Consider the following 14,937-nt stretch of genomic DNA (forward strand, 5'->3'; position numbering starts at 1 on the left):
AAGGGAGCTCTAGTTTACTTGCCCGGCTTTAGGACTCCTTTTCCTTTTCATCAGATTTCAAATCGTCTCTGTCCTTCAGTTTTTTGTCCTCTACGTTCTTATTGAGAAACTCGTTGATTTTATCAATAGAAAAGGAAGAGGAAATCTCACCAAAGGAATTGATATCCATTTTGAAACCACTTAAGTCTTCGTGAACTTTCGGGTCTTCGTTTTTCTTTTTCTTCTTTGTCATAGCTTGTGTTTTTAGCCGATCACTTCTAATGTGGCTAACGCAAATCTAATTCGTTTGGCCACTTCTTCAGTTCCTAAAATAGCAAAAATCTCCATCAAATCCGGTCCGGCACCTACACCGGTTACGGCCAGGCGTACCGCTTGCATTACTTTTCCCAATTTGATTTCCTTAGCTTCAGCCGCTTGTCCTAGCATGCTTTTAGCCGTATCTGCATCGAATATAGTGCCATTGAATGCTTCTAGGTCTTCTGCATAAGCGGTCAGCAGGGACACTGCGTCAGTGTTCCACTTTTTGGAAGCTATATCCTGATCAAATTCCGCAGGAGCAATGACTACAAACTTGCATCCTTGCCAGATTTCAGACGGGAAAGTGACGCGACCCTTCATTAAGGAAGCTATAGCCTCGGCTGTTTCAGGTAAGATTGTAATATTTTCTGCAGTGGCATCAACAACAACGTAAGTGGCAAGTTCTGCATTTGACTTTTCACGCAGGTATTGCTCGTTGAACCATTTTGCCTTGGCAATATCAAACTTAGTTCCAGCCTTCCCTATTCGTTCCACAGAGAATGCATCGACCAGTTCCTCCAATGAGAAGATCTCCCGCTCGCCTCCAGGGTTCCAGCCCAAGAATGCCAAAAAATTCAAAAATGCATCAGAGAAATAGCCTTGCTCACGGAAACCCGCTGCCTTTTCGCCGGTTTCCTTGTTTTCCCAATTCAATGGGAAAACTGGGAAGCCTAATTTATCACCGTCACGTTTGGAAAGTTTCCCATTCCCATCGGGCTTCAGAAGTAAAGGCAGATGGGCAAACTCAGGCATGGTGTCAGTCCAGCCAAAAAACTTGTATAGCAATACGTGCAAAGGTGCCGAAGGAAGCCATTCTTCTCCCCGGATCACGTGCGTGATATTCATTAGATGATCATCCACGATATTTGCCAAATGATAGGTAGGCATGCCGTCAGACTTCATCAGTACTTTATCGTCAAGTGTGGAGGAATGCACCATTACCCAGCCCCGGATCATATCGTTCAGACGAACTTCTTCTTTACGCGGGATTTTGACCCGGATTACATAGGGCTCACCAGAGGCCAACCTTGCCTTCACTTCATCTTCTGGAAGCGTCAATGAGTTTTTCATCTGTGTTCTGGTGATGCTGTTGTATTGCGGCTGAACCACCCGTGCAGCTGTCAGTCGCTCACGCATGTCCTCCAGTTCCCCCGGGGTATCAAACGCATAATACGCATGTCCGGCTTCCACTAAATCAAGTGCATATTGCATGTAGCTAGTCTTGCGCTCAGACTGTCGATAAGGGGCACTGTCGCCGGGTTTCCAAGGGCTTTCATCAGGAGAAATACCCAGCCATTCCAGAGACTCCTTGATGTAATCCTCGGCTCCGGGTACAAAACGGTTCTGATCTGTGTCTTCGATTCTTAGAAGAAACTTACCGCCCATTTTGCGGGCAAAAAGGTAATTATAAAGTGCGGTTCTTACCCCGCCGATATGTAATGGCCCCGTGGGCGATGGAGCAAATCTTACGCGAACTTCTTTACTCATGGATTTCTGTGTCAACACCCCTGCCAGTAAAGCTGAGGGTTTGTTTTTATTTTTATGATCAGGCTGCAAAGATAGGAAATTGTGATGGATGCGGATGGATTCTGCTAGCTTACTCAGCGAAAAAGGCAGATCCTGATATCTTTAATCTTTCTCTTTTTCCAGTTTGCGTATTCATTTTTTAGCCCATGGTTAAAAAAATGAATAGCTACACTAGAGGGAAAGTCAATAGAAACGCCGTCAATTGATTCTGAACTCTTATCGTCTCCCTGTGTTTATTAGCAGGGAAAAGTAGCTAGAAGTCAATCATTGGAATTCATAAAGCACTAACTTTGTCCCACCAACCTAAGTATTAAAACCACACGCTTTTGGATCGCCAGGATTTTCTTTCCATTTACCAATCAGACCCTATTTTTCAGACCATCGCCCATGAGATTTCAAGTGGTGATAAGCGCACACACCAGATTAAGGGCTTATCCGGAAGCTTGGATATGGTACTGTTCGCTTCCATTTACCAGTCAAAAGGCGGGTTTCACCTCATTGTGGCTCAGGACAAAGAGGAGGCTGCCTATTTAAATTCTGATATTCAAAACCTGCTGAACACTGAGGAGCACATGATCTTCCCGTCCAGTTTCAAGCGGGCATATCAGTATGAGGAAATTGATAATGCCAATGTCCTCATGCGGTCGGAGATTCTAAATCTAGTGCTGGAAGAAAAAGGGAAATCCCGCATTATAATTACCTATCCTGAGGCCATTTATGAGCGGGTGATCAACAAGCGCTCTCTTCAGGAGAATACCTTTTCGGCCAAAGTAGGAGAGCAAGTAGACATGGAATTTGTGTCGGAAATCCTGGCTAGCTATGATTTTGAGCGTACTGACTTCGTCTATGAACCAGGACAATTTGCCATTCGTGGTGGGATTTTGGATGTTTTTTCGTTTTCAAATGAGCACCCTTACAGGCTGGAACTTTTTGGCAAAGAGATAGAGAGCATACGGACCTTTGATCCAGAGACACAACTATCTATTGTCAGTGTGGACCAAATCGCACTGATCCCAAATGTGCAGACCAAACTGCTTCAAGAAGTAAGACAGTCATTTTTGGGTTTTCTTCCTGAGCATACAATAGTCTGGATCAAAGATTATCAACTGACTTTGGACGTGATGGACGAGTGCTTTCACAAAGCTTCTCTTGCGTTTGACCAGATTGCCAAAAAAACGAATAACACAAAGACAGTCCTTAGTCCTGAGGATTTATTTGATAAGGGAGTTGATTTTGCGACGTCGTCAGCCAATTTCTCAAGAGTAGAATTTGGGAAGCAGTTTTATTTGAAAAATGCCAGACAAACCACGTGGGAATCGCAGCCACAGGCTTCTTTCAATAAAAACTTTGATTTACTGGTAGCCCAGCTTTCGGAGAATGAAAAGAAAGGATTTGTCAACGTATTGACTGCCGAAAATGCCAAGCAAATCGATAGACTTCTCGGGATTTTCAGAGAATTGGACCCGACGCTTCAAGTGCAATCCATGCTCCTCGGTCTGAGGGAAGGATTTGATGACAAGCAATCAAAAATTGCATGCTTCACAGACCATCAGCTTTTTGAGCGCTTTCACCGTTACAAGACCCGGGATAAAGCCAGCAAATCCAAAGCGCTGACAATAAAAGAATTGAAAGCATTGCACCCTGGGGATTACATCGTCCATGTGGATTATGGGGTAGGCAGATTTGCAGGGCTTGAAAAAGTAGATGTGGCCGGCAAAATGCAAGAAGCGGTTCGATTGATCTTTAGAGATGATGATTTGCTTTATGTGAACATCCACTCCCTGCATAAAATCTCCAAGTTTTCTGGGCAAGAAGGCACCGTTCCTTCCATGTCCAAACTCGGGTCACCGGACTGGGAAAACAAAAAATCCAGAGCAAAGAAGCAGGTTAAGGATATTGCTAAGGATTTGATCGCGCTTTATGCGAAGAGAAGATCAGCAAAAGGCTTTGCCTTCAATCCAGATTCTGTACTGCAGATTGAGCTGGAATCGTCCTTCATCTATGAAGATACACCAGATCAAGCTGTCGCAACGCAAGATGTGAAATCGGATATGGAAAAGTCCTATCCTATGGATCGCTTGGTCTGCGGGGATGTGGGATTTGGCAAAACCGAGGTAGCCATCCGGGCGGCTTTCAAAGCTGTGAATGACAGAAAGCAAGTGGCTGTGTTGGTTCCTACGACCATTCTGGCTATGCAGCATTTTCAAACTTTCAGCGAGCGCCTGGAAAATTTTCCTGTGAAAATTGAATACATCAACCGCTTTCGTACTGCAAAGGAAATAAAGGAAATTATATCCCAGGTGAAAACCGGAGAGATTGACATCCTTGTTGGAACCCATAAAATTGTCAATAAGGAAATTGTTTTCAAGGACTTAGGGCTTTTGGTGATAGATGAGGAACAGAAATTTGGGGTGAAAGTAAAGGATCAGCTGAAAAACCTCCGTGTAAATGTAGATGTGCTGACTTTGACGGCTACTCCGATTCCAAGGACGCTGCATTTTTCCTTGATGGGGGCAAGAGATTTGTCTGTGATCGCTACACCGCCTCCTAACCGTCAGCCTGTAACTACAGAAGTTCAAACATTCCAAGAGGAGGTAATTCGGGATGCGGTTTCTTATGAATTGAGGAGAGGGGGACAGGTTTTCTTTGTGCACAATCGGGTGGGAGAGATCGATTCTATCGCCAACCTGATCATGAAGCTGGTACCCGATGCGCGTGTAGTAGGTGCCCATGGTCAGATGGATGGGAAAAAGCTGGAAAAAGTAATGGTGGATTTTATCCATCACGAATACGATGTATTGGTGTCCACCAACATCATTGAATCAGGTCTTGACATTCCAAATGCCAATACGATTATCATCAATCGTGCGCACATGTTCGGAATGAGTGATTTACATCAGATGCGTGGCCGGGTGGGGCGTAGTAATAAAAAAGCCTTTTGCTATTTGCTTACACAGCCAATGTCTGGTTTGACAGCGGAAGCCAGAAAGCGCATGCAAACATTGGAGGAATTCTCTGATCTGGGTGATGGATTCAAAGTAGCGATGAAAGATCTGGATATCCGGGGTGCGGGGAATCTTTTGGGAGCCGAGCAAAGTGGATTTATCACGGATTTGGGCTTTGAAATGTACCACAAAATCCTGGATGAAGCTGTCCAGGAATTGAAGGAAAATGAATTTGCAGCCTTGTTTGAAACGGATCTTGCAGAGAAAGTCAAAGTGCTTGTCCAGGATTGCACCATAGAAACAGATCTGGAACTTCTTATTCCTGAAGAATACGTGGGGAATATCAGCGAAAGATTAGGACTTTATTCGAAGCTGGATACGATCAAGAATGAAGAGGAGTTGACTAAATTCTCTACGATGCTTTCGGATAGATTTGGGCCATTGCCTGCTTCGGTGACTGATTTGATGGAAACTGTTCGTTTGAGATGGAAAGCAGAAAAGCTTGGGATAGAGAAGCTTGTGTTAAAAGGAGGGGTGATGAAATGTCATTTATTGCCCTCAACGCGTGACGATTACTATTCTTCAGATATTTTCCAGAAAGTTATGCGATTTGCCCAGATGAATAGTAAACTTTGCAAAATAAAGGAGTACAAGAATCGTTTGATTCTTACATTATCGAGTGTTTCGACAATTTCCAAAGCCCAGACTAAGCTGAAAGAGATGGATGAAGCATGATTTTGAAATATTTTAATGGCATAAAAATTGCAGATTTGCCTATCGATTTTGTTGATTTTCTGGGATTTTGGTAATTTTTCACCAAAGGGAATCTTGGGACTTCACATGAAATCATTGGAAGTGCCTGACATTGCATTTATATTAGCACACTGAAAAAGACCTAAAACAATACATATATGCGTCTGAGTAACAAATCATGGGGGATGTGGGTAGCAGCTTTCGCAATAGTGGGAAGCTCTATTTTAACCTCTTGTAATAAAACTCCTGGCTACGGTAGAAGAACTGCCAACAAGCCTGGCAAAAAAAGTGCTACAACTGGAGCAGAGTTTAGTTTTGACGAAAACGATTCAACCCAATTTTTTGTAGCCAAGAATGCTGAGCAAATCCCCGGTCCTAATTTGAAATTTATCCAAGGAGGAAGAGCTGTGTTGGGTTCGCAAGAAGAGGATGTGATGGCATTTCGGGATAACCAGGAAAGAACAGTAACACTTGCAAATTTTTATCTGGACGAAACAGAAGTCTCTAATAATGATTACCGGGAGTTTCTTTTTGATATGAAGAAAAATGTGAGTGCTGATTCCCTGCTTAAGCTTGAGCCAAAGGACAATGTTTGGGCTGGCGGAGAGATGACTTTCAACGATATGTACCAGTCCTATTATTTTAGATTTCCAGGCTTTAACTTCTATCCGGTGGCTGGTGTGTCATGGAATCAAGCTAAGGCATATTCCAAGTGGAGAACTGAATATGTGCAGGAAATAATCAGAGAAGATAGAGGAATAGACTCATCTTTTACCAAAAACCAACTTGTCGAAAGGGGAGTGGCACTTGCCGACTACAGATTGCCTACGGAAGCGGAATGGGAATACGCTGCCAAAGCTATGATCGGTACGCAATATCTGGATGAAAACCAGGAATATGGAAGGATCTACCCATGGGATGGCAGAGGAGTGAGAAATCCGTATAATGTAAAAAGAAAGGGCAAGCAAGGGGATATGCTCGCCAACTTCAAAAGAGGCAGAGGTGACTACGGCGGGATAGCTGGTAGCCAATCAAACGACGGTGATATCATTCCTACAAACGTGTATGATTATGCACCAAATGATTTTGGCCTATACAATATGGCAGGAAACATGAACGAATGGGTTCAGGATATTTACCGACCACTGTCATACCAAGATATGGATGACCTTAATCCAATAAGAAATTCAGGTGTAGGAGATGAAGAAGATACTTATGGTACTTCTATGCTGACTGACGAGCTTAGAGTGTATAAAGGAGGTTCTTGGAGAGATGTTGCGTATTGGCTTGCCCCAGGTACCAGAAGATTTATGCACCAAGATTCTGCTACCAATCACATTGGCTTCAGATGTGCAATGATCTCTATCGGAGAAAAAGGTAAGTAATAACTATTCAACTCAGTGTAAGCCCTGTCAATATATTTTGATGGGGCTTTTTTATGTGCGCCTAGCATGGGCGATAGCTATAGGGTGCAAGTCCCGAACCTTGCAATTAGGCAGTAAATGAATGTTACCGGAAGAAGAGGATCAGATGCTCGAAACGAGGCTCCTTATCAAAGGAATAGGACGGAATCCGAAGCATAGTTAAGAGTGATTCTATAGAAGGAAAACTGGAAACAACTCCAAATACGCCTTTGTAGGTGCAAAAGCAAGGAACCGCCCTATTGACTGAATTGCCAAAGCAGGTCAAAGGTTGCTGAATTTCCTGTGTCAAGTATCTTCTCATGATTTTAATGCCTTATATGTCAATGTAATACGTTTGTTTTTTTGTAACTTAATAGGACAATAAAAACCCGGATAGCATGGAAACTATAGCAAAAATTGAATCTTGGGCAGATAGGCATCATCCTCAGTGGATAGACTTCCTCCGAATAGTATTAGGGTTATTTATCCTTTACAAAGGCATTCTATTTATTTCCAATACCAATGCTTTAATGGAGCTGATGAAAAACAAGGATCTTCAGTTCTTCAATCTCGGCTTAGCACATTATGTAGCTTTTGCCCATCTGGTAGGGGGAATTCTTATTGCTTTAGGATTGGTAACCCGGATTGCAGTTCTTTTTCAAATCCCAATTCTTTTAGTGGCGGTATTCTTTGTGAATATTGACACTGGATTTCTTTCTGTCTCGAATAACCTGGAGTTTGAACTCTCCCTGCTTGTATTGATCTTACTCATCGTGTTCCTGATATATGGTTCAGGTAAATTCTCGCTAGACAATTATATGAAGAAACATCCCAGATGGTAGCCTCATTAGTTTAACTAGTATAGAAATTTGCCAAGAATGTGACCGCTGAATAGGTTGTCTGAGTAGCAGGGAATGCTGTGTCAGATCGGTTCTTGTCTGTATACAACATCCTTGATCAATGTCTTAAGTTCGTCATATTTTGGCCGATACTATTTATGTTTCATCACCCCCGCTTTAATTGCCACCTGTAAATCATTTTCCTTTGGTGGGATAGGACAGGCGTAGCCACTTGCATAGGCACAGTAGGGATTGTAGGCCTTATTAAAATCAAGCTCTATGATGTCTCCAACAGGAATAGCCAAAGCCATGTACCTTCCCCCTCCATAGGTTTCATGCCCATTGGTTAGATCTGTGAAAGGGAGGAAGAGGTAATCTTTGTATTTCTCCTGAGTCCTTAACTGATGACTTTGATAGATGTTCAGCTGGTATTCCTTTCCTTCCAATGTAAACGTCGCGATCCCATATACATCGTAGTCTTTAATTGTGTTTGCGGTAGTTTTCATTTGAAAAAGACTTTGTGCAGGAAGCTTTTCAAACTTTGCTACTACATGGTATTTTTCGTCGATGGGATAAAAATGATGCCCTTCGAACGTATTCCTTTCTTCGGTAGACAATGGAGATTTATCAGGGTTTTTGTATTCCTCATTCAGTTCATGCTGAAATGCTAAAATAGAGGCCTTATAATTCCCTTGCGCATACAGCTGTAGCGAAATTACAATATGGGTTAAAGCTATGACCAGAAATTTTTTCATGATGGGTAAGCAGGTAGAATAAAGGGTTGGTATGTTTCCAAATAGAACTATTGGTCAGTCCGTGCAAGAGGGATCCAGTAACAATTTTAGCAAATTTTTTAGTCGCATTCAGGTTCAAGCGAAATTTTAAGCAGTTCATTTTCAATGCTTAGCCAAATCTGGTTAAATTCATAATCTGAATTTTTCACTTTTAACATCTATTTATCATGGAAAGTAAAAATGGTTTTTTGAAAATGAATATCGCTGAATTTATCCCATGGCTTCAATCTCAGCGGGTTGCCCGGACGGTTATCACTTTGCAGCAGCACCATACTTGGAGCCCAGATTACACGCATTTTAACGGAAGTAATCATTTCGAAAGGCAGCTGGCGATGAAAAATCACCATGTGAGAAATAATGGTTGGAGTGATATTGGGCAGCATTTCACCAGCTTTCCTGATGGAACCATCGTCACTGGAAGGTCCCTGGAATCGACTCCGGCATGCATTTTTGGGGCGAATCGTGATTCAATTTGCCTAGAACATCTGGGTAATTTTGATAAAGATGGGGATACAATGACTACCGAACATCGGCTAGCTATTATCCAGATGACGGCTGCGTTGTGTGATAAATTCAGGCTTCCTGTAAGTACGTTTAGCATCATTTACCATCACTGGTTTGAGCTGAGTACCGGGAAAAGAAACAATGGTACCGGGGGGAATAAATCCTGTCCGGGTACTAATTTTTTTGGGGGAAATAAAGTTGAGGATTGCATTGCCAATTTCCTACCGCTGGTAGAGCAGCAGCTGCAAAGAGCTTCCATTCCTAACCCGCCCGTTGGAATTGAAAAATATGTCGCAGTAACGGCAGATTCACTAAATGTCCGTACTGAACCACGGGGATCCGCCTCCAAAGCCCCGGACAGAGAGCCTGCCCAGTTGGGTGCAATATTGAGGATTTATGAGGAATCAAATGGATGGCTCAAAATCTCAAATAGCCAATCTCATTGGGTATATGGAAGATATACCACAGATGTAAGAAGAGCCACAGTAAATGCCAACGTACTTCGGGTAAGAAGTGGTCCGGGTACTGAATATGCCATTGTAGATAATTTAATGAAGTCTGAGGATGTCTTTATCTCCGAAGAAAAAAATGGCTGGTGCAAAATGAGCCTGGAGGAGAAGTGGTTGAGCAAAAGCTATCTGGATTTTAGCTAATTGAGAAGAGAGAAACTACATTGTCTTCCCGATTACGAGCGTTGATTTCTCAGATTGTGGAAATAATGCAAGCGTCAGAAACTTAAATCCCGTCTATCATCAGGTAAGGTGGTATTCATCTTTTGGAATAGAGTTGGTGACTTAATTAATGCTTCCAAACCGAAGCTACTTTCCCAATAAAGAAAGTATTTACCAACTTAACCACTAGTATCATGAGTTTATTAAAAGATATTCGGGTAGCTATCCTTGCTACGAATGGATTTGAAGAGTCAGAACTGATAGAGCCAAAAAGAGCCCTTGAAAAGGAAGGGGCGGAAGTAGTTGTAATTTCCCCTGAAAACGGAGAAATCAAAGGATGGAAAAACGGGGATTGGAGCGATACGATTAAAGTAGATGCACGAGTGGATCAAGTGAGTTCCAAGGATTTCGATTCTTTACTTCTACCAGGAGGGGTAATTAACCCAGATTTATTAAGAAGGGATCCAGCCTCAGTAGAATTTGTGAAGAGCTTTTTCGAAGATCATAAACCGGTGGCGGCTATCTGTCACGGTCCACAAATGCTTATAGAAGCAGGCGTGACCAATGGTAGAACGATGACTTCTTTTACATCCGTAAGAAAGGATCTGGAAAATTCAGGCGCTAATTGGGTGGATGACGAGGTTGTTGTTGACAGCGGATTGGTCACTTCGAGAAGCCCTAAAGATTTGCCAGCATTCAATAAAAAAATGGTGGAGGAGTTCCGTGAAGGGAAACATGCAGGACAGACAGCGTAACCAAAAGAGTCCGGTTAAGCTGCTTAACCGGACTCTTTTTTTGCCTTTAAAAAACGAGTGACAATTGATGGGTTTATCCCAAATCCGTTCCCCACATAAAGATCAGAAACAATACTCCAATCACAATTCTATAGTATCCAAACGCTGTAAATCCATTTTTTGAAACAAATTTCAAGAATACTTTCACTGCGAACCAGGCCGTGATGAAGGCTACTAAGCTGCCTATTCCCAGGAGCGTAAGTTGATGATTGGTAAAGGCCAAATCAGTCTTCAATAAATCATACCCTGAGGCTGCCATCATAGTAGGCACTGCCAAAAGAAATGAAAATTCCGTTGCCTGCTTTTTGTTTAACCCATTGAACACCCCGCCGATGATCGTAGCAGCAGCTCGGGATGTACCCGGTACCATAGAAAGGCACTGGAAAAGCCCGATAAAAAAAGCATTTTTATAAGACATGTCCTCCACCTCAGCGATAGTTGCTTCGGAGTTTACCACTTTTTTGTCGATGAAAATTAGAATAATACCACCAACTATTAAGGAAACTGAAACTACAATAGGATTGAACAAATATGCCTTGATGTAATCATAGGCAAGCAAACCTATGATTGCAGTCGGCACAAATGCTGCAAATAACTTGAGGTAGATATTAATTCCCTTAAGAAAGCGCTTGATATACATTAGCGCAATAGCTAGAATTGCTCCTAACTGGATGAAAATCTCGAAGGTTTTCACAAATTCATCGTCGTGGATATTCATGGCAGCCGATGCCAAAATCATATGTCCGGTGGAAGAAACTGGCAAAAATTCAGTTAAGCCTTCAATGATGGCAATGATAATACTCTGTGTGATCGTCATCCAAAAACAGGGGAAGTCAAATGATTAGTTAAGTGCGCAAAGATAATAAACCAGTGAAGACGGGACGGAAAATAATTTGAGAATCGATACGCTTTTGATTTCTTAACATATCCAATCGGAACATTGAATTTCATAAAGCGTTAAATTTTTACTTCATTAATAGTTCAAACCCCGACACATGAAATCGAGCATGTCGAAAATGACACACACCGGGATGATTATAATGCATGCGAGATTCCATATAGTCTTTAAAGACAAATTATATTTATATGAAAAAATTTACTCTTTTGCTCACATTCTCTATTCTCTCTTTTTTCAGCTTTTCTCAGGAAATCAAAGAATCAATCTTCAAATCGGAAATTCAGGAAGTGACAGTATTCCTGTCAGGTGCCCAAATCTTTGAGACAGCCTCTGGGCAGCTCTCCGCTGGGGAATCATATATTTTGATCAAGGGACTCTCTCCGTATCTGGATGAAAAGAGTATCCAGGTAAAAGGTATGGGTGATTTCACTATTCAGGCAGTGAATAAGCGTTTAGATTATCTCTCTGAGCAGAAAATGAGTGAAAAGGTCCAGGTTCTTCAGGATTCTATTTGGGGTATTCAACGAAATAAAAGTATTGAACATGCCCGGTTGGAAGTGCTGAAGGAGAAAGTCGGTTTGCTGAATGCCAACAAAAATATCGGAGGTACCCAGAATGGCTCGAGTCTGGCCGAATTGAAGCAGGCGATGGATTTTTACGATGCAGAACTTACAAAAATCAAGGCTGAAGAATTGAAAATCCAGGCTAATCTTCAAAAAGAAGAGGAAGAAATCAGCAGGCTCGGCAACCAGATCGCTACGATGCAAGAATCATCCAATGAAGCCACTTCCGAAATCAGAATCCGTGTGAAATCCGTACGTGCTGGCAGCGCAGATTTTGAAATAAACTACCTGGTCGCAAATGCTGGATGGTATCCAAAATATGATGTGCGGGTAAAAAATGTAAGTTCTCCGCTTGCCCTTACGTACAAAGCTGAAGTCTATCAAAATACCGGAGTGGACTGGAAGAATGTGAAGCTGAGATTTTCCAATGGCAATCCAAATCAAGGAGGGCAAATTCCTGATTTAGAAAAGTGGGAGCTGAATTTTGCCCGATTGACCACCTTCAATCCTAGAACTCAAAACTTCGGTTCGGTTTCTGGCAAAGTCATCAGTGCTATGGACGGTAGTCCACTTCCAGGAGCAAGTATTTTGGTGGCAGGTACTACCATAGGAACAGTGTCTGATTCAGAAGGGAATTACTCCCTTACCTTACCGTCCGGCGCTAATCGATTGATAGCTAGTTTTATCGGTTTTCAATCCAGGGATATTGCTATCAATTCATCTAACCTAACTATTTCACTGCAGGAAGATACTCAGGCTTTGGAAGAAGTGGTTGTGGTTGGTTATGGCGAACGGCAAAAGGAATCTATAACTGGGGCAAATGTACAGATAAGAGGAGTGAGTTCGATGGATGCCGTTGCGGCAAGCCCACTCCAAACCTCGGTTGTAGAAAACCAGACTACTGTGGAAATAGAAGTTGCTGAGCCATACTCTATCAAGTCGAATGGAGAGAAAACTTTGGTAGATCTCAAAAAGTACCAAGTGGATGCTTCCTATCGTTACTCAGTTGTGCCAAAGCTGGACAATGATGCCTTCTTGATTGCTGAGATAGCGGATTGGGGGCAGTACAGTTTGCTCGAAGGCGAAAGTAATCTATACTTTGAAGACGGCTTTGTAGGAAGGTCGATATTGAATGGGTCTGCCCTTCAGGATACGCTAGAGATCTCTATGGGGAGGGATAGAAGTATTGTGATACAGCGGGAGAAAAATGATGAGTTTTCCAAAAAGCGGGCAATCGGATCCAATATCACCGAAAGCAGAGAGTATAAGATCACTGTGAAAAACAATAAGTCCCAAGCGGTGACTATCAATGTGGAAGACCAAATACCTGTGTCGGTAAATTCGGATATTACCGTAGAAGCATTGGGACTTTCCGGCGGGAAGCTAGATCCCCAAACCGGAAAAGTGGTGTGGACAATAGCACTGCAGCCTGGAGCCCAGCAAGAACTCAAACTCCAGTATGAAGTAAAATATCCTAAGCGGGAAAAGGTGATCTTGGATTAAAGGGATTAGCTGATTTTTTATCAACTATTGTATTATTGATAAATTTAATGGTAATTCCATGGATTAATTAGTTCATGGGATTACCGTTTTTAGGCGCTTCTAAGATCTTTTTAGGCAAGCGTAATAAAGTGTCAACATCATCTTTATGAAATCTTTTCGGGACAATGAGGAAAGAGGGAAGTGGGCTAAAATTGGCCTTTCCCTAATTATTGTAACTACGATTATCCTTACCATTTCCAATGCTTTTCAACTGGAATTACTCCTTAGATGGAATAATGGAGCCGAAGTCGATCTAGATGAAGCTGATATGAATGATTCTAGGCAATGGATAATCGTAATAGGATATTACATGTTTAGAATTGTGGGTGGAATTACATTTGTATTATGGTTTCGCCGGGCATATTTTAATTTGCATCAAAAATTAAAAACGTTGGAATTTGGCGAGGGATGGGCTGCAGGTTCCTGGTTTGTGCCCTTTGTTAATCTTGTCAGACCATATAAAATCATGAAAGAACTATTTACGGAGAGTTCTTTCTGGTTGAAAATGAAAGGGGTAGAGGGGAGCAAAAGCCAGGAACAATTAATTCTACCTTGGTGGATACTATGGATTCTTACTACAGTTTTGGGAAGAATAGTTGATAAACTACCCAGTGAAACGGTAGATGAATTGATAGAACTTACCCAATTCGCAATTGGAGCTGGAATTGTTGAAACTATTGCGGGGCTGCTGGCTTTTAAGCTTATAAACTCGTATATCAAGCGAGAACAGCTCATGATGGAGGTAGAGAAACAACTGGCTGGGCAGGCTGACTCCATAATTGCTACTGCCGAGCTGGCTGATAATCAAGGGACAGGTCCAGTTATTTCTCCTAGTGCATAAGTAATGGAGAAGTAAGCTTACTTAGTTGCCCTCTTTATTCAAGGTCATTTCAAAGAATTGATACCAGGTGCCTCCGGAATTTGCCTCTCCGATTTCATGCCATTGGCCTTGGTCATTAATAGTGATTATATATCGGACATTCTCCACAGGATACCAGTAGAAGACATGGTCAATCAGCTCAGCCTTGTACGTGCCCTGTTGATTGCTCTGAAGAAAAGAGTTGAATTTATAGTTCCCGTCGCTGTCTGCCACAGTAACTATTGCAAGAGCATTGTGGACGATTTTTCCTTCCGAAGTACCCTGGCCCTCAATCAGGAGTGCAGTGTCATTTAGTTTTAAGCTGACTTTTTCTGTTTGATCGAAAGTCATTTTCTGACCGCTCTGATTCATCATCCAACCGTTTCCTTTCCATTGTCCCACCAAGAATTCGATTTTCCGAATCTCTTGCTGAGCCTCTATATTCGTTTCAAAATTTTGTGCCTTAGTGAATAGCGGCAGACAGATCAGGCAAATTATAAGTAAATTTTTCATGATATAAAATAGTTTATATTATAAACTTAATGTTC

General features: G+C 42.1%; 13 protein-coding genes. 7 read left to right on the plus strand and 6 right to left on the minus strand.

What is annotated here, in order from left to right:
* Positions 1–28: 28 nt before the first annotated feature.
* A complete protein-coding gene (locus AS141_RS17655; protein WP_057939021.1) occupies positions 29–232 on the minus strand; it encodes a hypothetical protein in 204 nt (67 codons plus the stop codon).
* 11 nt (positions 233–243) lie between these two features.
* Entirely contained in the window at positions 244–1,785 is a 1,542-nt protein-coding gene (gltX, locus tag AS141_RS17660; RefSeq protein ID WP_057939180.1) for a glutamate--tRNA ligase, read from the minus strand.
* Positions 1,786–2,150: 365 nt separating this feature from the next.
* Between gltX and mfd the strand changes: the two genes are divergently transcribed.
* Both mfd and gldJ read left to right on the plus strand, forming a co-directional pair.
* Positions 2,151–5,504, plus strand: a complete 3,354-nt coding sequence (gene mfd / locus AS141_RS17665) for a transcription-repair coupling factor (RefSeq protein WP_057939022.1) — start codon at positions 2,151–2,153, stop codon at positions 5,502–5,504.
* 176 nt (positions 5,505–5,680) lie between these two features.
* A complete protein-coding gene (gene gldJ / locus AS141_RS17670) occupies positions 5,681–6,907 on the plus strand; it encodes a gliding motility lipoprotein GldJ (protein WP_057939023.1) in 1,227 nt (408 codons plus the stop codon).
* Positions 6,908–7,031: 124 nt separating this feature from the next.
* Here gldJ and AS141_RS26660 read toward each other — a convergent pair whose 3' ends face one another.
* Complete coding sequence (locus tag AS141_RS26660; RefSeq protein ID WP_157243523.1) at positions 7,032–7,247, minus strand: hypothetical protein; 216 nt, start codon at positions 7,245–7,247, stop codon at positions 7,032–7,034.
* Positions 7,248–7,323: 76 nt separating this feature from the next.
* Between AS141_RS26660 and AS141_RS17675 the strand changes: the two genes are divergently transcribed.
* Positions 7,324–7,767 carry a DoxX family protein gene (locus AS141_RS17675; RefSeq protein WP_057939024.1) on the plus strand — a complete coding sequence of 148 codons (444 nt, stop codon included), beginning with the start codon at positions 7,324–7,326 and terminating at the stop codon, positions 7,765–7,767.
* A gap of 149 nt (positions 7,768–7,916) precedes the next feature.
* Here AS141_RS17675 and AS141_RS17680 read toward each other — a convergent pair whose 3' ends face one another.
* Positions 7,917–8,519 carry a DUF1684 domain-containing protein gene (locus AS141_RS17680; protein WP_057939025.1) on the minus strand — a complete coding sequence of 201 codons (603 nt, stop codon included), beginning with the start codon at positions 8,517–8,519 and terminating at the stop codon, positions 7,917–7,919.
* A 206-nt stretch (positions 8,520–8,725) separates the two neighbouring features.
* Here AS141_RS17680 and AS141_RS17685 point away from each other — a divergent pair, with 206 nt between their 5' ends.
* Both AS141_RS17685 and AS141_RS17690 read left to right on the plus strand, forming a co-directional pair.
* On the plus strand, positions 8,726–9,715 hold the full coding sequence (locus AS141_RS17685) for an SH3 domain-containing protein (protein ID WP_057939026.1): 990 nt from the start codon (positions 8,726–8,728) through the stop codon (positions 9,713–9,715).
* Between the two features lie 212 nt (positions 9,716–9,927).
* Complete coding sequence (locus AS141_RS17690) at positions 9,928–10,488, plus strand: type 1 glutamine amidotransferase domain-containing protein (RefSeq protein WP_057939027.1); 561 nt, start codon at positions 9,928–9,930, stop codon at positions 10,486–10,488.
* Positions 10,489–10,561: 73 nt separating this feature from the next.
* Here AS141_RS17690 and AS141_RS17695 read toward each other — a convergent pair whose 3' ends face one another.
* Positions 10,562–11,344: an undecaprenyl-diphosphate phosphatase gene (locus AS141_RS17695; RefSeq protein ID WP_057939028.1), complete on the minus strand. Its 783-nt coding sequence runs from the start codon at positions 11,342–11,344 to the stop codon at positions 10,562–10,564.
* Positions 11,345–11,613: 269 nt separating this feature from the next.
* Between AS141_RS17695 and AS141_RS17700 the strand changes: the two genes are divergently transcribed.
* Positions 11,614–13,491, plus strand: coding sequence for a DUF4139 domain-containing protein (locus tag AS141_RS17700; protein WP_057939029.1), 1,878 nt, complete (start codon positions 11,614–11,616; stop codon positions 13,489–13,491).
* 145 nt (positions 13,492–13,636) lie between these two features.
* The gene (locus AS141_RS17705) at positions 13,637–14,371 is read left to right on the plus strand and encodes a DUF4328 domain-containing protein (RefSeq protein ID WP_057939030.1); all 735 of its coding nucleotides are present in this window, start codon (positions 13,637–13,639) and stop codon (positions 14,369–14,371) included.
* A 21-nt stretch (positions 14,372–14,392) separates the two neighbouring features.
* On the opposite strand, the gene AS141_RS17710 is transcribed toward AS141_RS17705, so the two are convergent.
* Entirely contained in the window at positions 14,393–14,902 is a 510-nt protein-coding gene (locus tag AS141_RS17710) for a hypothetical protein (protein WP_057939031.1), read from the minus strand.
* Positions 14,903–14,937 lie beyond the last annotated feature (35 nt).

Source organism: Algoriphagus resistens (assembly GCF_001442615.1).
Lineage (GTDB): Bacteria > Bacteroidota > Bacteroidia > Cytophagales > Cyclobacteriaceae > Algoriphagus > Algoriphagus resistens.